At 66.2% G+C, this 23733-nt stretch carries 23 protein-coding genes and 1 pseudogene; 15 read left to right on the forward strand and 9 right to left on the reverse strand.

All coding sequences use genetic code 11. From position 1 onward, the window contains the following. Positions 1-306 precede the first annotated feature (306 nt). The 3 genes from yegS to rpe all read right to left on the reverse strand — a co-directional run bounded on the left by yegS (position 307) and on the right by rpe (position 2638). The gene (gene yegS, locus XarbCFBP7408_RS15280; protein WP_104563683.1) at positions 307-1236 is read right to left on the reverse strand and encodes a lipid kinase YegS; all 930 of its coding nucleotides are present in this window, start codon (positions 1234-1236) and stop codon (positions 307-309) included. Between the two features lie 242 nt (positions 1237-1478). Next, positions 1479-1970, reverse strand: coding sequence for a GNAT family N-acetyltransferase (locus XarbCFBP7408_RS15285; RefSeq protein ID WP_104563684.1), 492 nt, complete (start codon positions 1968-1970; stop codon positions 1479-1481). Next, the gene (rpe, locus tag XarbCFBP7408_RS15290; protein WP_104563728.1) at positions 1967-2638 is read right to left on the reverse strand and encodes a ribulose-phosphate 3-epimerase; all 672 of its coding nucleotides are present in this window, start codon (positions 2636-2638) and stop codon (positions 1967-1969) included. Before rpe ends, XarbCFBP7408_RS15285 begins: the two co-directional genes overlap by 4 nt. 123 nt (positions 2639-2761) lie before the next feature. Here rpe and XarbCFBP7408_RS15295 point away from each other — a divergent pair, with 123 nt between their 5' ends. Further along, complete coding sequence (locus XarbCFBP7408_RS15295) at positions 2762-3601, forward strand: outer membrane protein (protein ID WP_039511280.1); 840 nt, start codon at positions 2762-2764, stop codon at positions 3599-3601. A gap of 117 nt (positions 3602-3718) precedes the next feature. On the opposite strand, the gene XarbCFBP7408_RS15300 is transcribed toward XarbCFBP7408_RS15295, so the two are convergent. Further along, entirely contained in the window at positions 3719-4048 is a 330-nt protein-coding gene (locus tag XarbCFBP7408_RS15300) for a J domain-containing protein (protein ID WP_039531362.1), read from the reverse strand. A gap of 216 nt (positions 4049-4264) precedes the next feature. Here XarbCFBP7408_RS15300 and XarbCFBP7408_RS15305 point away from each other — a divergent pair, with 216 nt between their 5' ends. The 6 genes and pseudogenes from XarbCFBP7408_RS15305 (at position 4265) to XarbCFBP7408_RS15330 (ending at position 11283) form a co-directional block, all read left to right on the forward strand. Further along, on the forward strand, positions 4265-5191 hold the full coding sequence (locus XarbCFBP7408_RS15305) for a phosphoribosylaminoimidazolesuccinocarboxamide synthase (RefSeq protein WP_181106966.1): 927 nt from the start codon (positions 4265-4267) through the stop codon (positions 5189-5191). 639 nt (positions 5192-5830) lie between these two features. Next, the gene (locus XarbCFBP7408_RS23200; protein WP_258072146.1) at positions 5831-6085 is read left to right on the forward strand and encodes a hypothetical protein; all 255 of its coding nucleotides are present in this window, start codon (positions 5831-5833) and stop codon (positions 6083-6085) included. Between the two features lie 233 nt (positions 6086-6318). Continuing rightward, positions 6319-6855, forward strand: a complete 537-nt coding sequence (locus XarbCFBP7408_RS15315; protein WP_104563687.1) for a hypothetical protein — start codon at positions 6319-6321, stop codon at positions 6853-6855. Between the two features lie 73 nt (positions 6856-6928). Further along, a complete protein-coding gene (locus XarbCFBP7408_RS15320; RefSeq protein ID WP_104563688.1) occupies positions 6929-8680 on the forward strand; it encodes a peptidoglycan-binding protein in 1752 nt (583 codons plus the stop codon). A 427-nt stretch (positions 8681-9107) separates the two neighbouring features. Then, positions 9108-10698: pseudogene (locus XarbCFBP7408_RS15325) on the forward strand (M4 family metallopeptidase). A 99-nt stretch (positions 10699-10797) separates the two neighbouring features. Then, complete coding sequence (locus XarbCFBP7408_RS15330) at positions 10798-11283, forward strand: DUF962 domain-containing protein (RefSeq protein WP_104563689.1); 486 nt, start codon at positions 10798-10800, stop codon at positions 11281-11283. A 171-nt stretch (positions 11284-11454) separates the two neighbouring features. On the opposite strand, the gene XarbCFBP7408_RS15335 is transcribed toward XarbCFBP7408_RS15330, so the two are convergent. Continuing rightward, positions 11455-12357 carry an NAD-dependent epimerase/dehydratase family protein gene (locus XarbCFBP7408_RS15335; protein WP_181106963.1) on the reverse strand — a complete coding sequence of 301 codons (903 nt, stop codon included), beginning with the start codon at positions 12355-12357 and terminating at the stop codon, positions 11455-11457. Positions 12358-12523: 166 nt separating this feature from the next. On the opposite strand from XarbCFBP7408_RS15335, the gene XarbCFBP7408_RS15340 reads away from it, so the two are divergent. From XarbCFBP7408_RS15340 to XarbCFBP7408_RS15365, 6 genes are read left to right on the forward strand one after another with little or no spacing between them, the layout of a single operon-like run. Beyond that, complete coding sequence (locus XarbCFBP7408_RS15340; protein ID WP_104563691.1) at positions 12524-15352, forward strand: monovalent cation/H+ antiporter subunit A; 2829 nt, start codon at positions 12524-12526, stop codon at positions 15350-15352. Continuing rightward, complete coding sequence (locus XarbCFBP7408_RS15345) at positions 15352-15726, forward strand: Na+/H+ antiporter subunit C (protein ID WP_016901335.1); 375 nt, start codon at positions 15352-15354, stop codon at positions 15724-15726. Before XarbCFBP7408_RS15340 ends, XarbCFBP7408_RS15345 begins: the two co-directional genes overlap by 1 nt. After that, positions 15723-17267 (forward strand): monovalent cation/H+ antiporter subunit D, encoded by a 1545-nt coding sequence (locus XarbCFBP7408_RS15350; RefSeq protein WP_104563692.1) that lies wholly within the window; start codon positions 15723-15725, stop codon positions 17265-17267. The genes XarbCFBP7408_RS15345 and XarbCFBP7408_RS15350 overlap by 4 nt, the downstream gene beginning before the upstream one ends. Next, a complete protein-coding gene (locus XarbCFBP7408_RS15355) occupies positions 17264-17758 on the forward strand; it encodes a Na+/H+ antiporter subunit E (protein ID WP_104563693.1) in 495 nt (164 codons plus the stop codon). Before XarbCFBP7408_RS15350 ends, XarbCFBP7408_RS15355 begins: the two co-directional genes overlap by 4 nt. Then, the gene (locus tag XarbCFBP7408_RS15360; protein ID WP_016901330.1) at positions 17755-18039 is read left to right on the forward strand and encodes a K+/H+ antiporter subunit F; all 285 of its coding nucleotides are present in this window, start codon (positions 17755-17757) and stop codon (positions 18037-18039) included. The genes XarbCFBP7408_RS15355 and XarbCFBP7408_RS15360 overlap by 4 nt, the downstream gene beginning before the upstream one ends. Next, positions 18036-18461: a Na+/H+ antiporter subunit G gene (locus XarbCFBP7408_RS15365; RefSeq protein ID WP_104563694.1), complete on the forward strand. Its 426-nt coding sequence runs from the start codon at positions 18036-18038 to the stop codon at positions 18459-18461. The genes XarbCFBP7408_RS15360 and XarbCFBP7408_RS15365 overlap by 4 nt, the downstream gene beginning before the upstream one ends. Before the next feature lie 156 nt (positions 18462-18617). Here XarbCFBP7408_RS15365 and XarbCFBP7408_RS15370 read toward each other — a convergent pair whose 3' ends face one another. After that, a complete protein-coding gene (locus XarbCFBP7408_RS15370; protein ID WP_181106968.1) occupies positions 18618-19235 on the reverse strand; it encodes a lectin in 618 nt (205 codons plus the stop codon). A gap of 163 nt (positions 19236-19398) precedes the next feature. Here XarbCFBP7408_RS15370 and XarbCFBP7408_RS15375 point away from each other — a divergent pair, with 163 nt between their 5' ends. Then, complete coding sequence (locus XarbCFBP7408_RS15375) at positions 19399-19947, forward strand: hypothetical protein (RefSeq protein WP_104563696.1); 549 nt, start codon at positions 19399-19401, stop codon at positions 19945-19947. 84 nt (positions 19948-20031) lie between these two features. Here XarbCFBP7408_RS15375 and hmgA read toward each other — a convergent pair whose 3' ends face one another. The 3 genes from hmgA to hppD all read right to left on the reverse strand — a co-directional run bounded on the left by hmgA (position 20032) and on the right by hppD (position 23116). After that, positions 20032-21345, reverse strand: a complete 1314-nt coding sequence (gene hmgA / locus XarbCFBP7408_RS15380; RefSeq protein WP_104563697.1) for a homogentisate 1,2-dioxygenase — start codon at positions 21343-21345, stop codon at positions 20032-20034. Between the two features lie 100 nt (positions 21346-21445). Beyond that, positions 21446-21838: an endonuclease domain-containing protein gene (locus XarbCFBP7408_RS15385; RefSeq protein ID WP_104563698.1), complete on the reverse strand. Its 393-nt coding sequence runs from the start codon at positions 21836-21838 to the stop codon at positions 21446-21448. Positions 21839-22000: 162 nt separating this feature from the next. Continuing rightward, positions 22001-23116, reverse strand: coding sequence for a 4-hydroxyphenylpyruvate dioxygenase (hppD, locus tag XarbCFBP7408_RS15390; RefSeq protein WP_181106961.1), 1116 nt, complete (start codon positions 23114-23116; stop codon positions 22001-22003). A gap of 122 nt (positions 23117-23238) precedes the next feature. Here hppD and XarbCFBP7408_RS15395 point away from each other — a divergent pair, with 122 nt between their 5' ends. Beyond that, complete coding sequence (locus tag XarbCFBP7408_RS15395; protein ID WP_104563699.1) at positions 23239-23727, forward strand: MarR family winged helix-turn-helix transcriptional regulator; 489 nt, start codon at positions 23239-23241, stop codon at positions 23725-23727. Positions 23728-23733 lie beyond the last annotated feature (6 nt).

Genomic DNA, 23733 nt, shown 5'->3' on the forward strand with positions numbered 1-23733 from the left:
GGTAAGCAATGTTCGATGAGGGCAAATTGTGCTGGCGTGATCTCCATGTCCAATAGTTTAACCTCCCCAACCACTAGCGTTAACAGGCCCTAGCCACTTCGCATTTGTCGCCGTTGCTCAGCTTGGGACGCAGCTATTCGCTTCTGCCGGCGTTGATTGATTTGAATGCGACTGCCCGCAGCCAGCTGGCCTTGATCGTGTAGATGGCATGGCGCTACCCGTTCGCGCGCATGCATCGACCGGGCGACCACACATCAGCGCAGGCCGATCACGCTCTTCCGATTCCCGATTCCCGATTCCCCGGACTCAACCCCCGAGCAACGGACAGTCGGCAGGCAAATGCATCCGCAACCGCGCCGGGACGCAGGCGATGCGGAAATGCAGCGAGGTTTCCGGTTCGCCGTCCAGGTTCAGGGTCAGCGGTTGGTGGGACACGATCTCCAGCCACGGCACGCGGGCGCGCACGGCCACGCGTTCCAGGGCCGCCTGCTTGCCGCCGGTGACCAGGGTACCGAGGGTGGCGGCCACTTCGCCGTTGAGGGCTGGGACGATGGTGACATCGAGCAGACCGTCGTCGATCAGCGCCTCCGGGCACAGCGCCTGGCCGCCGCCGGCCTGGCGCCCGTTGCCCAGGCCCAGCGCGATGAATTCGCCGTCCCATTCAAAGTCCGGGCCGCTGAAGCGGGCGCTGATCGGGTCGATCCGGCCCAGTCGCGACATGCCGGTGATCAGATAGGCCAGCCCGCCGAGCATCTTCTTCAGGCCTTCGTCGGTTTCCACGGTGACCTGGGTGCCGAAGCCGCCGCTGGCGACGTTGGCGCACCAGTGCGGGCCGTGCGCGGTGTCCAGGCGCAGCAGGTCGATCGCCTGCGCCGGGCGCTCGGCGATCAGGCTGAGCGCCTCGAAGGGTTCGATGGGAATCATGGCCGCCGTGGCGAAGTCGTTGGCGGTGCCCAGGGGCACCAGGCCCAGCGATGGCAGGGTGGCCGCGTCGGCGTCGTGATGCGCCAGGGCGGCAGCCACTTCACTGAGCGTGCCGTCGCCACCGGCGGCGATCACCGTCTGCACGCCGTCGGCCACGGCCTCGGCGACGTAGCGCTCGGCATCGCCGTCTTCCCAGGTGACCCGGACCTCGAACTGCAGACCGCGCTTGCGCAGCGTTCCCACCGCCTCACGCAGGTCCAGATTGTCGGTGGACTTGCCGTTGAGGATCAGACGCCAGTGGGACGGGGCCATGCGCGCTGCCGATGCTGTAAGGGTGATTGGCGCAGGCTAGCAGCGCACCACTCGGGGGATCGTGAATACGTGATGTCGCCCGGCTGTCATTGCCATGTCATGGCTGACCCGGAGGATAGAAGGCCATAGCAGGGACGACGGGCGGAGGCAGGATCAGCCTCCAATTTTCTTGAAGGCCGCTCCGATGGGGCGGCCTTCCTTTTGTCAGGCGGATTGCCCAACGCCGGTGGCGCAGCGCCCGCTCAGGTGCCGGCGGCGAACGCGGCCAGGCGCTCGCCATCGAGCCGGTAGACGGTCCAGCCGTCCATCGGGCGCGCACCCGCCGCTTGATAGAAGTCAATGGCCGGCTGGTTCCAGTCCAGCACCGACCATTCGAAACGCCCGCAGCCGCGCTGCACGGCCAGTTGCGCCAGATGCCGCAACAGCGCAAGGCCTGCCCCCCGCCCGCGCGCCTGCGGGCGCACGAACAGGTCTTCCAGATACAGGCCGTTGCGGCCCAGCCAGGTCGAGTAATTGAAGAAATACACCGCAAAACCCAGCGCCTGGCCGTCCTGCTCGCAGATCAGTGCGTGCGCGGTGGCGCCGTCGCTGAACAGGCTGGCGTGTAGATCGTCCTGAGTGGCCGTCACCGCATCCGGCTCGCGTTCGTAGACCGCCAGTGCGGTGATCAACTCGTGCAACAGGGGCACATCCGCGGGCGTGGCACTGCGGATCTGCGGCGCGGGCTGGCTCATCGCACCGCATCCACCGCCGCACGCATCTGCGCGATCACCTGCGCATAGTCGGGCGCGTTGAAGATCGCCGAGCCGGCCACGAAGGTGTCGGCGCCGGCCGCTGCAATCGCGCCGATGTTGTCGGCCTTGACCCCGCCGTCGATCTCCAGCCGGATCGGCTTGCCCAGGGCGTCGATCTTGTTGCGGATCGCGCGCAATTTCTCCAGCGCCGAGGGAATGAAGGCCTGCCCGCCGAAGCCGGGGTTGACCGACATCACCAGCACCAGATCCAGCTCCGGCAGCACCCAGTCCAGAATGTCCACCGGGGTGGCCGGGTTGAGCACCAGCCCGGCCTGGCAGCCGTGCGACTTGATCAGCTGGATGGTGCGGTGCACGTGGCGGCTGGCTTCGGGATGGAAGCTGATGGTGGTGGCACCGGCCTCGGCGAAGTCCGGCACGATGCGGTCCACCGGCTCGACCATCAGGTGCACATCGATCGGGGCGGCAATGCCGTGCTTGCGCAGCGCCTGGCAGACCATCGGGCCGATGGTGAGATTGGGCACGTAGTGGTTGTCCATCACATCGAAGTGCACCCAGTCGGCGCCGGCCTTCAGGACGTTGTTCACCTCCTCGCCCAGGCGGGCGAAATCAGCGGACAGGATGGACGGGGCGATCGCCGTCGGTTGCATGGGCAGCTCGTCAAAGAACGGGAAACGCATTGTCGCAGGCGTGCAACGCCAGTGCATCCGCGGCGGCCCGGCCTGCGTATGCACCTGAACCGGCGCACCGCGCCCTTTCGCCAAGGACACCGCATGAAGACCACTCCGCTCGCCTCCGCTGCGCTTGTTTTGATGGCCCTCGCCCCGTCCGCCTGGGCCCAGACCGGCCCGGCCGACTGGTCGGGTTTTTCGATCGGCGCCAATGTCGGCGGTGCCGACGTCAGCGGCGTTTCCGGCGGCCGCTTCGGCTTTGACACCAACCTGGACGGCCGCGACGGCGACCAGGTCAGCACCCCGACCGGCGCCGATGCGTTCTCGCCCGGGTTCTGCGGCGGCGCGGCGGCCGGGCGCACTCCGGCCAGCGGCTGCAGCAAGGACAAGGGCGGCGCCGAATACGGTGCGCGGCTGGGCTACGACTGGCAGGCCGGCAACTGGGTCTACGGCGTGGTCGCCGAATACACCCGCAACGACCTGCGCGACAGCGTCAGCGCCTTCAGCACCACCCCGGCGTTCTACACCTTCACCCGCCAGCTCAACCGCACCGCCGCACTGCGCGGCCGTATCGGTTATGCCTTCGGTGCGCAGGGCGACTTTCTGGCCTATTTCACCGCCGGCGTGGCACGCGGCGAGTTCGACCACAGCTTCTCCAGCAGCAACACCGCCAACAGCTTCACCAGCAGCGGCGGCGACAGCGCCGACGGCTACCAGGCCGGCCTGGGCCTGCAGCGCCGCCTGAGCGACAACGTCTCGGTCGGTGTGGAGTACCTGTTCACCCGCCTGCAGGACGAAGACACCCGCGTGCGGGTCGGGCCGGGCACTGCGCCGGCGACCAACCCGTTCCTGCGCGTCAATCCGGCCGGCACCGACCTGCGCCGCAGCGATACCGACTTTTCGTCCAATGCGGTGCGCCTGACGGCGACCTATCGCTTCTGAGTGCTTGGCGTCCGAGTGACCGCGCCTGACCTGTCACGGGTCGGGCGTTTTTTGTTGGTGGCGCCCATGCCGACCCTGTGCGGGTGCCTGGCAGCGATATTGCAGCGTCAGGCTGGATCAGCGTTTGCGCAGCCGCTGGATCCGATCGTAGGCCGCATTGATCTGGCTGGCCTTCTTCTCCGCCTGGCGGCGTGCTTCCGGCTCGGCATTGGCCACCTTGTCCGGGTGGTAACGCGACATAAGCCGGCGGTAGGCCAGGTCGATCTCGGCGGTGGTGGCGTCCGGCTCCAGACCCAGCGCTTCGTACGGGTTGTCGGCGCGGCGCTTGAACCAGCCGGCGTCCACCGCATGCCCGATCGCCAGGCCGATCATCAGCCCGAGTACCGGCGCGCCGCGCAACAGCAGGGCGCCGGCCAGTGCGCCGAGCAGTTTTCCGTACCAGGACATGGGCGATCGGGGGGCGGGATGGCGGGATGGCGGGCTGGCGATCTTACCCGAACGCCCGCCCGGCCTGGCTGACGCGGCATGCACGCCGCCCGCCGGGCCGGCCCCAATAAATCCAGCGGCGCGCGCCGAAGCGCCGTACACTACGCGGCCCGCTGCCCACCCGCGGGCCCGCCGGGTCCCGGGGACAGCGTCATTGCGACGTCCTTAGGAGTGCCTGTGTCGACCACGCTGTTGCAATCCGATCTGCCCGGCCTGCCGTTGCGTCACCGTGGCAAGGTCCGCGATGTCTTCGACATTCCCCGCGAGCGCCTGCCCGCCGATGCGCCTCCGGGCGACTATCTGTTGATGGTGGCGACCGACCGCCTGTCCGCGTTCGACGTGGTGCTGCCCGACCCGATCCCCGGCAAGGGCGAGATGCTGTGCCAGGTCTCCAACTTCTGGTTCCACAAGACCGAACACCTGATGCCCAACCACCTGGTCGACATCACCGTGGAGCAGGTCTTGCCCGAGGGCGTGGACCCGGCGTTGTATGCAAAGCGCGCCGTGGTCACGCGCAAGCTCAAGCCGGTGCCGGTGGAAGCGATCGCACGCGGCTACCTGATCGGCAGCGGCTGGAAGGACTACCAGCGCACCGGCAAGATCAGCGGCATCGAATTGCCCGACGGGCTCCGTCAGGCCGAGAAACTGCCCGAGCCGATCTTCACCCCGTCGACCAAGGCCGCCGTCGGCGACCATGACGAAAACATCGACTTCGACGCGATGGTCATGACCGTCGGCGCCGAGCTGGCCGAACGCGTGCGCGATGCCAGCTTGCGCATCTACCGCTTCGCCGCCGATTTCGCCGCCGAACGCGGCATTCTGCTGGCCGACACCAAGTTCGAATTCGGCACCGATGCCGACGGCCGTCTCTACATCATGGACGAGATGCTGACCCCGGACTCGTCGCGTTACTGGCCGGCCGACCAGTACGAACTCGGCACCAGCCCGCCCAGCTACGACAAGCAGTTCGTGCGCGATTATCTGGAAACCCTGGACTGGGGCAAGACCGCACCCGGCCCCAGCCTGCCGGCAGAAGTGATCGAACGCACGCGCGCAAAATACGCCGAGGCATTGCAGCGGTTGGCGGGTATTTCGGTCGATTGATCTGCAAGGCCCCGCTCCCGGGGCTTTGAGGCTGTATCAAAGCAACAATGGCGGGCAGCGCTCTTTAGCGAGCGCTGAAGGACGCCAACGAGAGAGAGTCACTCACGCCACACCGGAGATATCGCCGGTCAGACCTTGATCAGATCATGATGATGTCTGCCGAGGCGCGATCGAGATAAGCCGGCTGTTGCTGACCGCAGTCAACGGCGGTGGACTCACCCGAGCAAGGGGCCACCGGCAGGCGGCTGATTCTGCGAGGCTATTGGCCTGCCGCATACCGGTCAGTTTGCGCAAACCATAACTTGGTAAGCCTTCACACATTGGCAAGCAGCGCGCGTATAACATCCCGCCCGCGTTCCAGTTGCCCGCAATGATCAGGAGGATCCCTTGGCCCTTTTCCGAACGTCCCTGCACGCTTTCGCACTGAGCCTGGCGCTGGTCGCCTGCAAGCCGCAAGCTGAGCCCGCCGGCACTGCGGCGCCTGTGGCGAATGCAGCACCTGCAGCCTCGGCATCGGCCACCGTTCCGGCAACGCCTGCGCAGGCGACAAGCTGCCCCAGCGCCGACTTCGCTGCGTTTCTGAAAAGCTTCAGTGCGGACATTGCGGTACAGGAAAAGGCCACCGCCGATCCGCTCACGATGATCCAGCTCGACCCGGAGGCACAGCCCGAGCCCGCCCCGGTCACTCGCACGGTTCCGCTGGCCAAGGTCGAATGGCCCGTCATCCCGAACCTGGAGGCAGCCCGCAACGGCGGCCGCGAGGTCACGATTTCCGAAGAGGCCGATGGCCGCCAGGTACTGGTCCGCACACCGGACACCGGCGATCAGCAGGTCTACCACTTCGCCCAGCGCCCTTGCTGGATGCTGGTGCAGGTGGACGACCAGTCCCTTTAATCAGCGCGCTAGTGGCGACACTGGTAATGGCATATCCGCCAACGTTTCAGGAGATAACCTTGCGTCCTTTCCGACTGATTGGCCCTGCATTGGCAGTTGCACTCGCGGCCTGTAACGGACCTCAAGCTGGCGGCGCGACCGGGCAGTCGACCGCCGCCGCAGGTACCGCGGCGGCGCAGCCGTCCGCACCTGCCGCACCAACCCCCGCAACACCGACACAAGGGACTGTACCTATGGGCACGATAGACTCCTTCATTCCGGCAGGATCGAAGGCTCTGGAGACCATCCGTGGCGATCTGACTGGCGCGGGCCGCTCCGATGCGTTGGTGGTGATTTCCCCACCCAGCACCGGCGCCGAAAAACTTGGCGAGGGACAACCGCGTACGGTTGTGTTGCTGACGCAAACCGCCGACGGTGCGATGCAGAAGGCCTCAGAAAACAGCAAGATCGTGCCGTGCGCCCGTTGCGGCGGTCTGGCAGGCGACCCCTACGCGTTTTCGCGTATCCAGACCGGGCAATTCACCATTTCCATTTCCGGCGGATCGCGCGAGCGCTGGGCAGACGACTTCACGTTCAAGTATTCGGCAGACAAGCAGACCTGGTTGCTGGACAAGGTGGTGCGTGACCTGTCCGATACCGAGACCGAGCAGCACAACACCCTGGAATTGACCGCCAAAGACTTCGGTACGGTGGCATTTCAGGAGTTTGATCCATCCACATTGAAGAAAGCTGCGGCATTGGACGACGCCGCAGCCGAAAAGGCGAATTAAAGGGACGTAATGGTTTGCACGGACAAGGAAGGTGTCCGTTATTTCATGTTGCTGAGAAATGAGGAGTTACACCATGGCAACCGATCGTGAAACAGGGCTGCTCCAGTCAGCCTATGCTGCAGGCATTACCCAGCCGAAGGAGCTGGCAAACTTCATGGCCCAGGTGGGTCATGAATCGATGGGCCTCAACCGCCTGGAAGAAGGGTTCCGCTATACGCATGGATCCTCACAGGTAAGTTCGAAGGTGCGCTCCGCACTGCGTGAGGGTCCCGAAGCCCTGGAGCAGGCACGTCTGGATGCCCTGCGCGGGCAACCGGAAAAACTGGCCGAATTGATGTATGGCGGACGCATGGGCAATAACGAGCCCGGCGACGGCTACCTGTACCGTGGCCGCGGTTATATGCAGCTCACCGGCAAGGACCAATATCGTGCGGCCGGCGAAGCGTTGAACCTGGATCTGGTGGCACACCCCGATCTGGCGGCACAACCTGAAAACGCATCCCGCATCGCCACCTGGTACTGGCAGAACAACGTGCCGCAGGCCGCCAGGCAGGACGCGCATGCGGCAGGCGTTGCGATCAACGGCGGCGATCCGCCGAATGGATTGGCCGACCGCGAGAATCGGTTTGCCCGCTGGCAGCGCGATATCACTCCAGAGCTGATGAACAACCTGGCCCATGGCCAACTCGGACAGCCGGTGCAGCACACTGCACCAGCACCTGTGCAGCCACAGCATGGTGGATCCAGCTCGTTTCAGCACACGATGGAACGGATGCTCCCGCCACAGAACGGGACTGCACCGCACATCACCGGCCATTACGGCGAGCATCGCAGTGCCCGTGATCACGGCGGTACCGACTTCAACTACCAGGGTGGCCAGACAGGCCGCAACATGCAGCACCCGACGGTGCATTCGCCGGTCGCCGGAACCGTCACCTTCGCGGGCGGCAACTACGGCACCGTCAAGATTCGCGATGCACAGGGTAACTCGCACGAGATCCTGCACCTGGACGCACTCAAGGTGAAGGAAGGTCAGACGCTGTCCGCTGGCGATGCCATCGGCACGATGGGGGGACGCGGCCCGAACGGCAACAGCCAGTACGCGCAGCATGTGCATTACCAGCTGCGCGATGCCAACGGCAAGCTGACCAATCCGGAGACGTTCTGGAATCGGGGCCATCAGCAGGAGTCCGGCGCGCGCCACTCCCAGCCGGCGACAGCGGGCGGCAACGGCGCGCTGCGGCATGGCGAGCAAGGCAGTGATGTCGGCAAGCTGCAGCAGGACCTCAACCGTCTCGGCGTGCGCGATGCGCAGGGAAACCGGCTTGCCGAGGATGGCCGCTTTGGCGACAACACGCGCGAGGCGGTGATTGCGTTCCAGCAGCAGCACGGTTTGCAGCCCGATGGCGTGGTGGGGCGCAACACGCAGGCCGCGTTGTCCGCACAACCGGCACAGGCACAGGCAGCGCAGACGCCGGTCGCTACGCCCAAGGGCCCGTCGCTCGACGATGCCTTGCATCCGGACCATGCCTTGCACAACGCGATCCGCAGCAAGCTGCCCAGCATGATCTCCAACGAGACGGCAGCCCACGTCACCCTGCAGGCCAAGCAGAACGGTATCGATTCGGCAGACAAGCTGCAGAACGTCACCGTGCAGGATGGCAAGGCATTCGTCATGGGCACCACGCCGGGCTTCCGTGCGGCGGTGGATCTGAACCAGCCAGCTCCCACGCTGGAGCAGACCAGTGCGCAATTGCTGGCTGGCCAGGCTTCGCAGCAGCGCGCGCAGGACGAGCAGCAGCGGGTCGCGATCGGCGGCCGCTGACGGTTCAACGGAGCAGCACGAAAAACCGGCCAGGTGTCTGGCCGGTTTTTTTGTGTCTGTCTGCTTTCGACAGCAGCGCCGAGAGCGTCGCCGCGGCCGCGCCTGACTGCACACGCCTGCGCGGAGTGCCTGTGGTTGCCAGCGGATTGTGCGTCGCTGGAGGTTGGCGCACCCTCCAGATTGCGACAGAACGGCATGCCTGCCGCGCTGGCGATGTCGCACACGCAGCGACACTCCTGCTGCTCTGCGATGCCCTCCACACCGCAAAGTGGCGCGGCGCACAGAATGCAACACAGCTGTAATTTTTACTACTGTGCTGTCATGGACTGTGCAAGTTTATCTGCCGGCACCTGTTGCCAGTCGCGATCGGCCGCGATGCGTATCGCCGCCGATCTTTGCATTGCACGTTTTCGGGGAGAGAGTCGTCATGCAAGTTCATGTCCTGGGCGCGGCGATCTGCTGCGCGCTATCGTTGTCTGCCGTCGCCACTGCCGCGGATCTTTCCGCGGATGCCGCGGTGGCGCGCGCACAATCCTTGTTGGGCAATCACGCTGCGGCGCTGGCCAATCGTGCAACGGCCGATGCGTTTGTCGCGCGCGACAGCATTGTCGATGCCGACGGCAGCGAGCATGTGCGCTTCGATCGCACGTATCAGGGCCTGCCGGTGATCGGCGGCGATGTGGTGGTGCATTCGCGGCGTGGAGTGATGCGTCAGCTGAGCCAGAGCATGGACACCAGCGTGCGCCCGAGCATCGTGCCGGGCATCGACGCGGACACGGCGGTGCGCGCGGCCGGTACGCAGTTCGACCTGGCACCCGATGCCGCGCCGCGCGCAAGTCTGGCGCTGTATGCGCGCCAGGGGGCACCGCGGCTGGTCTATGAAGTGATCTACAGCGGCATCAAGCCGGATCAGACGCCGACCGAAATGCATTACATCGTCGATGCAGTCGATCAACGCATTCTCGACTCCTGGGACACGGTGCATACCGTCTGCGCGGGTGGCACCAGTGCGGCCGGCACCGTTCGCTGTATGCGGGCAGCGTGGCGTTGGCGGCGACGCGTTGCAGCAGCGGTTACGAGCTGACCGACCTGAGCCGCGGCAGCGGCGCCACCTACAACATGCGCAACAGCACCTCCGGCAACGGCACGCTGGTCACCGATGCCGACAACGCCTGGGGCAGCGGTGCCAACAGCGATACGGTGACCGCGGCGGTGGATGCGCATTACGGCGTGGCGCTGACCTGGGACTATTTTCGCACCACCCATGCGCGCAGCGGCATTGGCAACGACGGCGTCGGTGCGCGCAGCCGCGTGCATTACGGTAGCCGCTACAACAACGCGTTCTGGCAGGACAGCTGCTTCTGCATGACTTTCGGCGATGGCGACGGCAGCACGTTCACGCCGCTGGTGTCGGTGGATGTGGCCGGCCACGAGATGACCCATGGCGTGACCAGCCGCACCGCGCGCCTGGTGTATTCGGGCGAGTCGGCGGCCTGAACGAAGCCACGTCCGACATCATGGGCGCGATGGTGGAGTACTCCGCCAACAACAGCGCGCAGCCGGGCAACTACCTGATCGGCGAGAAGATCGTTCCGGGCAACAGCAGCGGGACGCTGGCCTTGCGCTACATGTTCAAACCCAGCCTGGATGGCGACTCGCCCGATTGCTACAGCAGCAGCCTGAGCTCGCTCAACGTGCATTACAGCTCGGGCGTGGCCAACCATTTCTACTCTCTGCTGGCCGAAGGCGCGGTGGTACCGAGCGGCTTCGGATCGGGCACCAGCTGGAACGTGACGCCGGCCGGGCTGGTCTGCAACGGCAATACGGCGTTGACGGCGATCGGGCGGGCGGCGGCCAGCCGCATCTGGTACCGCGCGTTGACGGTCTACATGACCTCCTCGACCAACTACGCGGCGGCCCGCCGGGCGACGTTGAGCGCGGCCACCGATCTGTACGGCAGCAGCTCCACGCAGTACCGCGCGGTTGCCGCAGCGTGGAGCGCCGTGTCGGTCAACTGATGCCTGCCGGCCCCTGCCACGCGCCCTGCGCGTGGCAGGGAGCACGGCTGCCACAGTGCCATCCGCGCGCGTATGCTTGGGTCATTCCTGGGAGGGAACATGACCGAACGCACCAAGACCGCGCGACCGCTCGACCGCTATTTCGCCAGCTACGCCGACGATCACCGCAACACGACCAATCAGCAGATCCACGTGCTGGCGGTGCCGGCGATCCTGTGGTCGGTGGTGGCCCTGCTGTGGTGCATCCCGGTCGGCGGCACCTGGTTCAGCAGCGGCGTGTGGGCGGCGTTGTCGATGTTCGCGGCCTGGTCGTACTACAACCGCCTCTCTCGGCCGCTCGGGCTGGGCATGCTGGGGATCTTCTTTTTCTTCGGCTGCCTGTGCCGGTTGCTCGAAGGCAGACTTGGGCTCACCGGGCTGTTCGCCACGGCGCTGACGGTGTTCGTGCTGGCCTGGGTCGCGCAGTTCGTCGGCCACCGGATCGAAGGCCGCAAGCCGAGCTTCCTGACCGACCTGACCTATCTGTTGATCGGGCCGATCTGGGTGTTGGCCAAGCTTTATCGTCAGCTGGGTTGGCGGTATTGAGCGCGAACGACAGCCATAACGTCGCCGGTCGCCGGCGTGGTCGTGATCCGAAAGCAGCCGATTACGCCTGAGCGCTGCAGCGGCCAACGGTCATGCCGCATCGCCCTGCACAGCAGGGCTAGCGGACCGCGCGCCATGCAGGTCTTCGAAGCACATACGCCAAGACGAGCCTCACTCGCCGATGCCGAGCTCTTCGGGCAGCGGACGAAAGGCGCGCGGCGCATAACCGAAGTCGCGACGCGCCGGTTCCAGGTCGAACACCAGGTCATCGCGCATGCGCTGCAATGCGGCCGCATTGATGCCACGCAGGCGCCCCAGCCGCTGCGCAGCGATGAGGGCAAGGCCGAACAGGCCGGGCGGCACCTGATACAGCCGCGCCGGTCGCGGCAGCGCTGCCAGCACGCGCTCCACCATCTGCGTATAGGCCAGCACTTCGCCGCCGCCGACGGCATAGCTGCGCTGCTGCGTCGCCGGCTGGGTGACCACCGCCAGCGCGGCGCTGGCCAGATCGTCCACATGCACCGGCTGGCGCAGCCCGGTCGCGTTGGCCGGCAGCACGAAGGCGCCGGTGCGCTGCGCCAGCCCGGCGATCTGGGTGAGTGTGCGGTCGCGTCCGGCACCGTAGACCAGCGTCGGGCGCAGCACCGTGGCTGCGGCGCCACGCGCCTGGGCTGCGGAAAACAGCGCCTGTTCGGCATGTGCCAGGCGCTGCGCGACATCGCGCTCGGCCGCGTCGATCGAGTGTTCCTTGACCTCCAGACTGGTGGAACCGAACGCCACGATGCGCGGAGCACGCAGCGGATTCTCCGCATACCAGCGGGCGAAATGATCCAGCGGACCGCAGCTGAAGATCACCTCGAATGCCTCGCCCGCGGCAGCCGGCATGGCCAGATCGCCCTGCCGCCAGATCAGCCCGGCGCGCGCGGCGCGTGGCTGGCGCGACCAGGCCGTCACCTGCCAGCCGCGGCCGAGCAGCCGCGTCAGCAGGCGTTCGCCGATCTGACCGCTGCCGCCAAACACCAGGGCGCGCGGCGCAGCAACGGCAGTGGACGGAGCGGGATCGGCAGCGGTCACAGGGCTCGGATGCAGTCTGGGTGATCCCAGCATAGCGAGTGACAGGCAGCGGCGCGACGCCGATCCGGTGGCGATCTGCACAGTCGCGCAGCCACGGCGTTGACGCGGGCGTCAGTCAACGGTTTGTTAAGCTCTCTGGCCTGCTCGCGAATCTTGTGTTCCCTGCATGCCTTTCTCGCTGGAAATCCTGCTTGCGCTGCCATTTGTGATGGCGGCCGCCACTGCGCTGCTCTGGCGCACCTCCCGTTCGATCACTGCGTGGTTGGCTGCGGCCGCGCCGTTGGGCGGGCTGGTCGTCCTGGCGACGCTCACGCCGGCCGTGCTGCGCGGTGAGGTGATCGGCAGCCAGTACGCGTGGTTACCGCGGATCGGCCTGATGTTCTCGCTGCGGCTCGATGGCCTGGCGTGGATGTTCGCCTTGCTGGTGCTCGGCATTGGCGCACTGGTGGTGCTGTATGCGCATTACTACCTGAGTGCACGCGACAGCGCATCGCGCTTCTTCGCCTATCTCATGCTGTTCATGGGCGCGATGCTCGGCATGGTGCTGTCGGGCAATCTGCTGTTGCTGATGGTGTTCTGGGAACTCACCAGCATCAGTTCGTTCCTGTTGATCGGCTTCTGGTCGCATCGCAAGGATGCGCGCGAAGGCGCGCGCATGGCCTTCGTGCTGACGGCCGGTGGCGGCCTGGCCCTGCTCGGCGGCATCCTGATGATTGGCCGCATCGTCGGCAGTTTCCAGCTGGATGCGGTGCTGGCGGCCGGCGATCTGATTCGCGCCAGTCCGCTGTATCCGGATGCACTGGGGCTGGTGCTGCTGGGCATCTTCACCAAGAGCGCGCAGTTCCCGTTCCACTTCTGGCTGCCGCACGCGATGGCGGCGCCGACGCCGGTGTCGGCGTACCTGCATTCGGCCACGATGGTGAAGGCCGGCGTGTTCCTGCTGGCGCGCCTGCATCCTGCCCTGGCCGGCACCGACCTGTTCTTCTACACGGTCACCAGCATCGGTGCGATCACGCTGTTGCTCGGCGCATGGCATGCGATCTTCCAGCACGATCTCAAGGGCGTGCTGGCGTACTCGACCATCTCGCATCTGGGCCTGATCACCATGCTGTTCGGCCTGTCCACGCCGATGGCGGTGGTGGCCGGCGTGTTCCACATCCTCAACCACGCGGTGTTCAAGGCCTCGTTGTTCATGGCCGCCGGCATCATCGACCACGAGACCGGCACGCGCGACATGCGCAGGCTGGGCAACCTGCGCCGCCTGATGCCGGTCACCAGCGTGCTGGCGATCACCGCCTCGCTGGCGATGGCCGGCGTTCCGCTGCTCAACGGCTTCCTGTCCAAGGAAATGTTCTTTGCGGTGGCGCTGGAAACCGACGCCCCGCAGACGATGCGGGTGTTGGCCAGCATCGCCGCACTGCTGGCCGGCCTGCTCGGCGTGGCCTACAGCCTGCGCTTCGTGCACGACACCTTCTTCGGCCAGGGCCCGCGCGATCTGGACACCACCCCGCACGAGCCGCCGCGCTGGATGCGGATTCCGGTGGATGTGCTGGTGCTGATCTGCGTGGCCGTGGGCATCGTGCCGGCCTGGACCATCGCGCCGGTGCTGCGCGCCGGTGCCAGCGCCATCCTGGGCGCGCGCCTGCCCGACTACAGCCTGGCGCTGTGGCATGGCTGGAACTGGCCGCTGGCGATGAGCATCGCCGGCATGGTGGGCGGCACCCTGTTGTACATGGCGCTGCGCCGCACGCTGGACATGTACGCGATCCAGAACCGCTCGTCCGGCAAGGCGCTGTTCAACTGGAACCTGCGCGCGCTGTTCGCCGGTACCGTGCGCATGACCGATGCGGTGGCCAACGGCAACCTGCAACGCATGCTGATGCTGCTGGTGCTGAGCGCCGTGGTGGTGGCGCTGGTGCCGTTCCTGCAGGGCGGCGCATTGCCGGCCTGGCCGGCGCCCACCCCGCTGCCGCTGCTGGGCTGGACGATCTGGCTGCTGATGATCGCCTGCGCCCTGGGCAGCCTGTTCCTGTACAAGCAGCGCCTGCTCGCAGTGCTGGTGCTGAGCGGCACCGGGCTGGCGGTCAGCATGACCTTCGTGTTCCTGTCGGCACCGGATCTTGCGTTGACCCAGCTGCTGGTGGAGATGGTCACGCTGGTGCTGATGCTGCTGGCGATGAATTACCTGCCCGAGCGCTCGTTGCCCGAGCCGGCGCGCCTGCGCAAGCTCCGCGATGCCGGCATCGCCGTCGTCGGTGGTGCCGGGCTCGCCGCATTGGCCTATACCTTGATGACCCAGCCCAGCCACACGGTCGCCGGCGAGCTGCTGCAGCGCGCACTGCCGGAAGCCTACGGGCGCAACGTGGTCAACGTGATCCTGGTGGATTTCCGCGGCTTCGATACCTTCGGCGAGATCACCGTGTTCGCGATCGCCGGGCTGGTGGTGCACGCGCTGCTGCGGCGCTCGCGGATGGCGCCGGAGCGCAGCATGCCCGGCCCGCCGATCAAGTTGCCGGTGCCGGCCGATCTGGCGCAGATCATGTTCCCGCTGACGCTGACGGTGTCCTTGTTCCTGTTCCTGCGCGGCCATAACGCGCCTGGCGGCGGCTTCATCGCCGGGCTGGTGCTGGCGGTGCCGTTGCTGATGCAGTACGTGATCCAGGGCACCGCGTCGGTGGAATCGCGCTTCGGCTTCGACTACATCCGCCTGATCGGCATCGGCCTGCTGTGCGCGCTGGTCAGCGGCGCCGGTGCGCTGGTGTTCGGCATGCCGTTCCTGAGCAGCGGGCATCTGGAAGTTCCGTTGCCGCTGCTGGGCGATCTGGAACTGACAAGCGCGCTGGGCTTCGATGTCGGCGTGTATCTGGTGGTGTTCGGTGCGGCGATGTTGATGCTGTCGATGATGGGCACGATCAAACCCTCGCGCACGCGCAGTTCGCAGCGCGGCGAGATCGACCCCACCCAACGTTCGACACGCACCGCGGAGCAGCATTGATGGAATTGGCAGTGGCAAGCGCGATCGGCGTTCTCACCGCATTGGCGATCTACCTGTTGCTGCGCGCACGCAGCTTCGACGTGATCCTGGGGATGACCTTCCTGTCGTACGCGACCAACCTGCTGATCTTCGCCGGCGGACGCCTGCGCAGCGGCCAGGCACCGGTGCTGCGCGAGGGCGTGCCCGCCGACCTGATGCACTACACCGATCCGTTGCCGCAGGCGCTGGTGCTGACCGCGATCGTGATCGCCTTCGCGATGACCGCGGTGAGCCTGGTGCTGGCGATCCGCAGCCGCAGCGACAACGGCAGCGATCATGTGGATGCGCATGAAGACGCCACCACCGGCGTGGACACGCGCGAGGCCCGGCGATGAACCATCTGCCGATCCTGCCGATCCTGATCCCGATGCTGGGCGCGTCGGCGTCGCTGTTCGTCGAACATCGGCGCTATGGGCCGCGCGTGCAGCGCACGGTGGCATGGGCAAGCATGGCCTTGCTGGCCGCATCGGTCATCGCCTTGTTCGCGCGCGCCGCCGAAGGCCAGGTGCTGGTCTACCTGCTCGGCGACTGGCCGGCGCGCATCGGCATCGTGCTGATGGGCGACCGCCTGTCGGCGTGGATGCTGTTGACCACCCTGATCCTGGGCGCGGCCTGCCTGCTGCATGCCTGCGCCGGCTGGGACCGGCGCGCGCCGCATTTCCATGCGCTGTTCCAGTTCCAGTTGATGGGCTTGAACGGTGCGTTCCTGACCAGCGACATCTTCAACCTGTTCGTGTTCTTCGAAGTGATACTGATCGCCTCCTACGGCCTGCTGCTCAGCGGCGGGCGCGGGCTGCAGATGCGTGTGGGCCTGCATTACGTGGTGTTCAACGTGTGCGCGTCGACCCTGTTCCTGATCGCGCTGGGCCTGCTGTTCGGCGTGTTCGGCACCTTGAACATGGCCGAGCTGTCGCAACGCATCGCCGCGTTGCCGGCGCAGGACCTGCCGCTGGCCAAGGCCAGCCTGGGCCTGTTGCTGCTGGTGTTCTGCAGCAAGGCCGCGTTACTGCCGCTGTACCTGTGGCTGCCGGAGACCTATTCGCGCGCACCGGCGGCGGTGGCGGCGTTGTTTGCGATCATGACCAAGGTCGGGCTTTACGCGACGCTGCGGGTGTCGGCGCTGTGGTTCGGCGCCGGTGCCGGCGCGCTGCAGGGCTTCGGCCGCCACGCATTGCTGTGGCTGGGCATCGCCACGCTGCTGATGGCCGCGTTCGGGGTGATGGCCGCATCGCGGCTACGGGTGATGGTGTCGTATCTGGTGGTGTTCTCGGCGGCGACGTTGTTCATCGCCTTCTCGCTGGACGATGCCGGCGCGTTGGGTGCGGGCCTGTACTACCTGCCGCATAGCAGCTTCGTGGCCGCGGCGTTGTTCATGGTGTCGGACCTGATCCGGCGTCGCCGCGGCAGCGCCAGCGACCGCAAGGAAGTGGTCGCGCCGCTGCCACGGCGTGGGATCCCCGGCGCGATGTTCATGGTCGCCGCGGTCGCGGTCGCCGGGCTGCCGCCGTTGTCCGGCTTCCTGGCCAAGGCCGCGTTGCTGCAGCACGTGCCCGAGGGCCTGGTCGGGCCGGTGTGGTTCGCCATCCTGGGCAGCAGCCTGCTGGTGGTGATCGGCCTGACGCGTGCCGGGGTGCGCCTGTTCTGGCGCGTGCCCGAAGCGGTGCAGGATGTCCCCGAGCTGCAGCCGCAACGGCGTGCGCGCATGCGCCCGGTGGAGACCGCCGCCACGCTGCTGTTGCTGGGCGGGCTGGTGGCGATGACGGCCGGTGCCGGCCCGTTGATGCGCTACACCGACGCGGCCGGCGTGCAGCTGCGCGACCCCGGCGCCTATGTCGAGCAGGTCCGCGCCACCACGCCGCAGCGGAGGCAGCCATGAGCGCGCGCAGCCGGCTGCTGCCCTCGCCGCCGCTGAGCGTGACGGTCTTCATTTTCTGGCTGTTGCTCAGCGACAGCTTCGGGCCGCAGCAATGGGTGCTGGGCTTGTTGCTGGGCTGGGTGGTGCCGATCTTTGCGGCGCGCCTGGACCGCGAGTTCGCCCGCATCGGCTCGCTGCGTTCGGTGCCGCGCATGTTGCTGGTGGCCGCCGGCGACATCGTGCGCTCCAACATCAAGGTGGCCGGCCAGGTGCTCGGCCCGGAGTCGCGCATCCACCCCGGTTTCATCTGGGTGCCGCTGGATATCGCCAACATCCACGGTATCGCTGCGCTGACCAGCATGATCACGCTCACTCCCGGCACGGTGTCGGCGGCGCTTTCGGACGACCGCAAGTATCTGCTGGTGCACGTGCTGCACCTGGACGACCCGGACGCCTTGATCGCCGAGATCAAGACCCGCTACGAGAAGCCCCTGATGGAGATCTTTCCATGACCGGCCACATGTTCATCGAATCGACCATCGTCATCTGCATGCACGCGGTGGGCCTGGCCATGCTGATGGCACTGTGGCGCCTGCTGCGCGGCCCGAGCGTGCCCGATCGCATCCTGGCGCTGGACACCCTGTCCATCACCGCCATCGCCGAGCTGATGCTGCTGGGCATGTACCTGGATTCGCCGATCTACTTCGAGGCGGCGCTGGTGATCGCGATGCTGGGCTTCGGCAGCACCGTGGTGCTGAGCAAGTTCGTGTTGCGTCGGGACATCGTCGAATGATCGCACTGACCGAATATCTGCTCAGCGCACTGTTGCTGGTCGGCACCTTCTTCATCCTGATCGGCGCGCTCGGCCTGGTGAAGCTGTCGGACTTTTTCAAGCGCCTGCATGCGCCGACCAAGGCCAGTACGCTGGGCGTGGGCTGCGTGCTGCTGGCATCGGTCGGCTATCACCTGTTCCTGGGTGTGGACCCGCAACCGCGCGAGTTGCTGATCACCGTGTTCCTGTTCATCACCGCACCGATCAGCGCCCATCTGATGGCCAAGGCCGCGCTGTCGCTGATGATGGAAAACCGCCCGGAAGTGCCCAACCATGGCGACATGAAGCAGGAAGGCCTGCCCATGCCGCAGACGCAAGGCGATGTGGGCGAAAACGCGGAAACCCCCGCGCAGCACGCCTCGCAGCAGAAGGATTCGCGCTGAGGTGTTGCAGCCGCTTCGAGACCCGCTGCCCGGATGGTCTCGACATGTTGTTCTGCGCGCACGCTGCTCTACACCACGCACGCTGCAAATCCGGTATGCGCGCGAAAGCTGCGCTGCCGGATGCCGCCGATGCGGCGCAGCGCCAGCCGTGACGGATCAGCCGCAGCCTTCCACATAATCCACTTGCGGCGGCTGCCCGACCCGCCAGCTGCTGACCTTGCCGTCGGCATCGGTCTCGAACACCAACGCGGAGCGGGTGGCCGCATCGGCCAGGCGCAGGGTGAACGCGCCGGGGACGTATTTGTGCGGCTGTTCGATCAGACCTGCCGGATACAGCGCGCGCAGCTGCGCCAGCGGCATGCCGACCTTGCCGCCGCCCGGGGCGAGCTCCTTGGGTTCGTTGGTCTGATAACGCACAAGGCGATCGCCTTCGAACATGAAACCGAAACGGCGTGCATCCTCGGCCCACTGCGGCCGTAGCAGATAGCAGCCGCTATCGGTCGCCGGTTCGCCGCGCAGGTCGCCGCCCCAGGCAGCGCGCGCCTGCGTTGCATCCATGCCCAGGCGCAGATCGCCGTAGCCATCCAGGCGCGCGAGCGCAGCCGGCTGCTGGCGCAGTTGCGGCGGAAACGTGCCGGCCGGCGCAGCGGCCGGCGGAACATCGCCAGCTGGCTGGTCGTTGGCGGCTGCCACCGGTGCAGGTGCCGCGTCGGGCGCGGCCGTGGTGGCGTCCTCGGCACGGTTGCAGCCGGTCAGCAACAGCAATGCGCCGATCAAACCGAGCAATCTGGTGGTCATGCATGCATTCCTTACGGGTCCGCCACAGCCTACACAGCGCACATCGCGACCATGTGCAGAACGCGATAGCGTTGCGGTGTCGATGTCATCGGCGCTTCATTGGCGGCGGGCAAGCTGGGCGCCTCGCAGGACCGCCGCCATGACCCCACGCAAGACCGAGCTCGCCCTCACCGCGCTGCAATCGCACCGCAGTCCACTCACCTTGCTGCAGCGACGCGCGCTGATCCTGGCCGACGGCCAGCGCGATCTGGCAACGCTGGCCGTGCTGCTGGGCGGCGACGGCGCCGCGCTGGTGCATGCGCTCTGCGCGATGGGCTATCTGGAGTTCGGCACGCAGGCAGGGAGTGCAACACGCACTGCCCAGGCGTCTGATTCCTCGCCGGCAGGCGTGCCCGGTACCCACGTGACGCAGCCAGCGGCAGCACCGAGCGAAGAAGACCTGCAGCGCCAGCGCCGTCGCGCGGCCGCCAACGCACGGCTGTACCTGCTCGACATCCTGCAGCTGCAACGCCACCCGGCGGCCGCCGTGCTGCACCGGCAGCTGCAGGCCGCACGCGCCGAGGAGGCCATCGGCGCCGCCATCGCCGACGCGCTGCGCGCCTTGCCGCAGATCACCTCGGCAAGCTACGCCGAGCGCGTACGTGCCCGGATCGGCGAGTTGCTGCCGGATGCGCTGCAGGCGGCTTGAGCGGACAACTGGAACCCTCAATCCGACACCTGCGACCTCTGACTGCCGTAGCGCCTGATCAGCACATTCGCCCAGCTTGCTGAGTTACTGCGCACCCTCTGAGCCGGGCGCCTGAAACGCCGCGCGCAATCCGGACCAGCACTGCTGGTAGTCGCCCTGCCGGTGCGCGGCCTGCAAGGCCTGCTGGGTGGGGCGCAGCACCGCACGCGTTTCGAACATGAAGGCCATGGTGTCGGCGATCACATCCGGGCGCGTCAGGTCCGCGTGCGAGGCCTTGTCGAAGGTCACCGCATCCGGGCCATGCCCGCTCATGCAGTTGTGCAGCGAGGCCCCACCCGGCGCGAAGCCGTCGGCCTTGGCGTCGTAGACCCCGTGCACCAACCCCATGAACTCGCTGGCCACATTGCGATGGAACCACGGCGGGCGGAAGGTGTGCTGCGCCACCAGCCAACGCGGCGGGAAGATCGCAAAATCCATGTTCGCCGTGCCATGCGTGTCGCTGGGCGAGGTCAGCACGGTGAAGATGCTCGGATCCGGATGATCGAAGCTGATCGAGCCGATGGTGTTGAAGCGGCGCAGATCGTAGCGATACGGCGCATAGTTGCCATGCCAGGCCACCACGTCCAGCGGCGAGTGGCCGATGTCCGCACGCCACAGATGGCCCTGGAATTTGGCCACCAGCTCGAACGCACCGTCGCGCTGTTCGAAGGCCGCATGCGGCGTTTCGAAATCGCGCGCATTGGCCAGCCCGTTGGAGCCGATCGGCCCCAGGTCGGGCAGCCGCAGCAATGCGCCGAAGTTTTCGCAGACATAGCCGCGCGCTTCGCCATCGGGCAGCTCGACACGGAAGCGCACACCGCGCGGTATCACCCCGATCTGCTGCGGCTCCAGTTCCAGCACACCGAGTTCGCTGTGGATGCGCAGGCGGCCCAGTTGCGGCACCAGCAACAACTCGCCGTCGGCATCGTAGAAGAAGCGATCGTGCATCGATGCGTTGGCCGCATACAGATGCACGGCGACACCCGACATCGCCTCCGGCCCGCCATTGCCGGCCATGGTGTAGAGACCGTCGACGAAATCGGTTGGCGTGGACGGCAGCGGCAATGGGCTCCAGCGCAGTTGATCCGGCGGCACCGGGACGCGACCGAAGTCGTTGTGGAATTGCGTCTGCGCGATCAACGAGAACGCGCCATGCACGGCCGCCGGGCGGATCCGGTACAGCCAGCTGCGCCGATTCTCGCTGCGCGGCGCGGTGAACGCGGTGCCGGACAACTGCTCGGCATACAACCCGTGCGCCACGCGCTGCGGCGAGTTCTGCCCGACCGGCAAGGTATCGGCCACCGCCTCGGTCGCAAACACGTTACCGAAGCCGGTCATGTAGTGCTGGTTGTGATGCATGGCATGCGTCCGGATCTTGGCCCTCCCTTCCCGGATGCAGAAGGTTGGGATTGAGTTGAATCAGGCCTTTCCTACCCAAGAAGAGCTGAGGCCTGGCGGATTAAGCCCCTCTCCCCGCGGGAGAGGGGTTGGGGTGAGGGTACGGCGTAGCGACCACCTCGACGATCATCTCGACCACCGCATCCAGCGAAAGCAACACAGCGTTGTTCCAGAACCGCAGCACTCTCCCACCCCTCAATTGCAGCCACCGTGTTCTTGCCTGATCGCTGGATGTCTGATGCTGCGAGCCATCCAGTTCAACAATCAACGCCGCATCAATACAACAAAAATCTGCGATGTAAGGCGGAATCGGATGCTGACGCCTGAACTTGAAACCTTGTAGCTGACTGCCGCGCAGACAGCGCCAAAGTGCGCGCTCTGCTTCTGTCATCCCTGTCCGTAACGCACGCGCGTTGGTGAGCGCGACGGTGGGTAATGGCGGTTTGATTCTCATCACTCCACCGTACCCCCACCCCAACCCCTCTCCCGTCGGGAGAGGGCTTTAATTGCGTGAGTTCTTACTGGTGTGTCTTGTCAGACAACCGCATCCTGATGATGTGGCGTTTGAACGTATTGCCTTCAACAAATCCCGAACAGCGACTCCCCAATCCCGCCCTCAAAGCACCCCGCGCTTCATCTGGTCGCGCTCGATGCTTTCGAACAGCGCCTGGAAATTGCCTTCGCCAAAACCTTCATTCCCCTTGCGCTGGATGATCTCGAAAAAGATCGGGCCGATGCAGTTCTGGGTGAAGATCTGCAGCAGCTTGCGCTGCTTGGTGTCCACGTCGGCATCGATCAGGATCTTGTTGCGGCGCAGGCGTTCGACATCCTCGCCGTGATCGGGGATGCGCAGGTCCACCACGTCGAAATAGGTGTCCGGCGTGTCCAGGAACGTCACGCCGGCCTCGCGCATCTTTTCCACCGAGCTGTAGATGTCGTCGGTGAAGCAGGCGATGTGCTGGATGCCTTCGCCGTGGTAGGCGTCCAGATACTCGTTGATCTGGCTCTTGGGGTCGGAGGATTCGTTGAGCGGAATGCGCACGATGCCGTCCGGGGCGGTCATCGCCTTGGACACCAGGCCGGTCTTGGCGCCCTTGATGTCGAAATAGCGGATCTCGCGGAAGTTGAACAGACGCTCGTAATAGTCCGACCAGCGCTGCATGTTGCCGAAGTACAGGTTGTGGGTCAGGTGGTCGATGAAGGTCAGCCCGAAGCCGGCCGGGTGCTGGTCGGCGCCGTCGATCGGCTCGAAATCGGCGTCGTAGATGCTGCCCGCATCGCCGTAGCGGTCCACCAGGTAGAGCATGCAGTCGCCGATGCCCTTGACCACCGGGGCCGGCACGGCACGCGTATCGGCCTTGTCCTGCACCGCTTCGCCGCCATTGCCCAACACGGTCTGCAGCACGGTCTCGGCCGGGGTGCGGAAGCGGATGGCAAAGCCGCAGGCGCTCGGGCCGTGCGCGGCGGCGAAATCGGCGGCGAACGAATCGGGCTCTTCGTTGAGCAGGAAGTTGACCCCGCCCTGGCGATAGACGGTAATGGCACGGCTGCGGTGGCGCAGCACCGCGCTGAAGCCCATCCTGCGGAAATAGTCGTGCAGCTGCGCCGCCTGGTCGGCGGGCGCGGCGAATTCGACGAATTCGAACCCGTCGATCCCCATCGGGTTGTCGAAGGTGGTGACCTGCATGCCCAGATTCGGGCGGGTTGCGGTGCTGCTCGGTTGTGCGCTCATCGTCGTTTCTCCACGCTAGGCCGTCCGCAGGGCTATGCGGGGTGGCAGAAGACCCGCGAGAATGCGCAGGCCACCCAAGGTTTGTAGTTGCAAATGAAACCAAAATCAAGACACAGCGCAACATGAGCGATCTCGACGCCCCCTCCCCGCCGCCACATCCTGTGCTGCTCAACCTCGAGCAGTTCCTGCCGTATCGCCTGAGCGTGCTGTCCAACCGCATCAGCAGCAACATCGCCAAGGTATACGGTGATCGTTACGGCATGGCGATTCCCGAGTGGCGGGTGATCACGATTCTGGCGCTGTACCCGGGTTCTTCGGCCAGCGAGGTCTCCGACCGCACAGCGATGGATAAAGTTGCCGTCAGCCGCGCCGTGGCACGCCTGCTGGAGCGCGGCTTCATCCGCCGCGAGACCCATGGGGACGACCGCCGCCGCTCGATGCTGGCGCTGTCGCCGGCCGGGCGCCAGGTCTACGAGACCGTCGCCCCGCTGGTCAACGAGATGGAACAGCGGCTGATGTCGGTATTCAGTGCCGAGGAGCAGCAGATCCTGGAAAAGCTGATCGACCGGCTGGCCAAGGACGGGCTGCCGCGCATGGCCGGCAAGGACTGATACAGA

The organism is Xanthomonas arboricola pv. guizotiae, assembly GCF_002940205.1.
Classification (GTDB): Bacteria; Pseudomonadota; Gammaproteobacteria; order Xanthomonadales; family Xanthomonadaceae; genus Xanthomonas; species Xanthomonas arboricola_C.

Coding starts and splice junctions, on each gene's coding strand:
- XarbCFBP7408_RS15295 (WP_039511280.1), top strand. CDS start 2,762: ATGAAGACCACTCCGCTCGCCTCCGCTGCGCTTGTTTTGATGGCCCTC.
- XarbCFBP7408_RS15395 (WP_104563699.1), top strand. CDS start 23,239: ATGAGCGATCTCGACGCCCCCTCCCCGCCGCCACATCCTGTGCTGCTC.
- hmgA (WP_104563697.1), bottom strand. CDS start 21,345: ATGCATCACAACCAGCACTACATGACCGGCTTCGGTAACGTGTTTGCG.
- XarbCFBP7408_RS15330 (WP_104563689.1), top strand. CDS start 10,798: ATGACCGAACGCACCAAGACCGCGCGACCGCTCGACCGCTATTTCGCC.
- rpe (WP_104563728.1), bottom strand. CDS start 2,638: ATGCAACCGACGGCGATCGCCCCGTCCATCCTGTCCGCTGATTTCGCC.
- XarbCFBP7408_RS15285 (WP_104563684.1), bottom strand. CDS start 1,970: ATGAGCCAGCCCGCGCCGCAGATCCGCAGTGCCACGCCCGCGGATGTG.
- XarbCFBP7408_RS15385 (WP_104563698.1), bottom strand. CDS start 21,838: ATGAGAATCAAACCGCCATTACCCACCGTCGCGCTCACCAACGCGCGT.
- yegS (WP_104563683.1), bottom strand. CDS start 1,236: ATGGCCCCGTCCCACTGGCGTCTGATCCTCAACGGCAAGTCCACCGAC.
- XarbCFBP7408_RS15360 (WP_016901330.1), top strand. CDS start 17,755: ATGACCGGCCACATGTTCATCGAATCGACCATCGTCATCTGCATGCAC.
- XarbCFBP7408_RS15300 (WP_039531362.1), bottom strand. CDS start 4,048: ATGTCCTGGTACGGAAAACTGCTCGGCGCACTGGCCGGCGCCCTGCTG.
- hppD (WP_181106961.1), bottom strand. CDS start 23,116: ATGAGCGCACAACCGAGCAGCACCGCAACCCGCCCGAATCTGGGCATG.
- XarbCFBP7408_RS15355 (WP_104563693.1), top strand. CDS start 17,264: ATGAGCGCGCGCAGCCGGCTGCTGCCCTCGCCGCCGCTGAGCGTGACG.
- XarbCFBP7408_RS15340 (WP_104563691.1), top strand. CDS start 12,524: ATGCCTTTCTCGCTGGAAATCCTGCTTGCGCTGCCATTTGTGATGGCG.
- XarbCFBP7408_RS15315 (WP_104563687.1), top strand. CDS start 6,319: ATGGGCACGATAGACTCCTTCATTCCGGCAGGATCGAAGGCTCTGGAG.
- XarbCFBP7408_RS15345 (WP_016901335.1), top strand. CDS start 15,352: ATGGAATTGGCAGTGGCAAGCGCGATCGGCGTTCTCACCGCATTGGCG.
- XarbCFBP7408_RS23200 (WP_258072146.1), top strand. CDS start 5,831: ATGATCCAGCTCGACCCGGAGGCACAGCCCGAGCCCGCCCCGGTCACT.
- XarbCFBP7408_RS15365 (WP_104563694.1), top strand. CDS start 18,036: ATGATCGCACTGACCGAATATCTGCTCAGCGCACTGTTGCTGGTCGGC.
- XarbCFBP7408_RS15375 (WP_104563696.1), top strand. CDS start 19,399: ATGACCCCACGCAAGACCGAGCTCGCCCTCACCGCGCTGCAATCGCAC.
- XarbCFBP7408_RS15320 (WP_104563688.1), top strand. CDS start 6,929: ATGGCAACCGATCGTGAAACAGGGCTGCTCCAGTCAGCCTATGCTGCA.
- XarbCFBP7408_RS15350 (WP_104563692.1), top strand. CDS start 15,723: ATGAACCATCTGCCGATCCTGCCGATCCTGATCCCGATGCTGGGCGCG.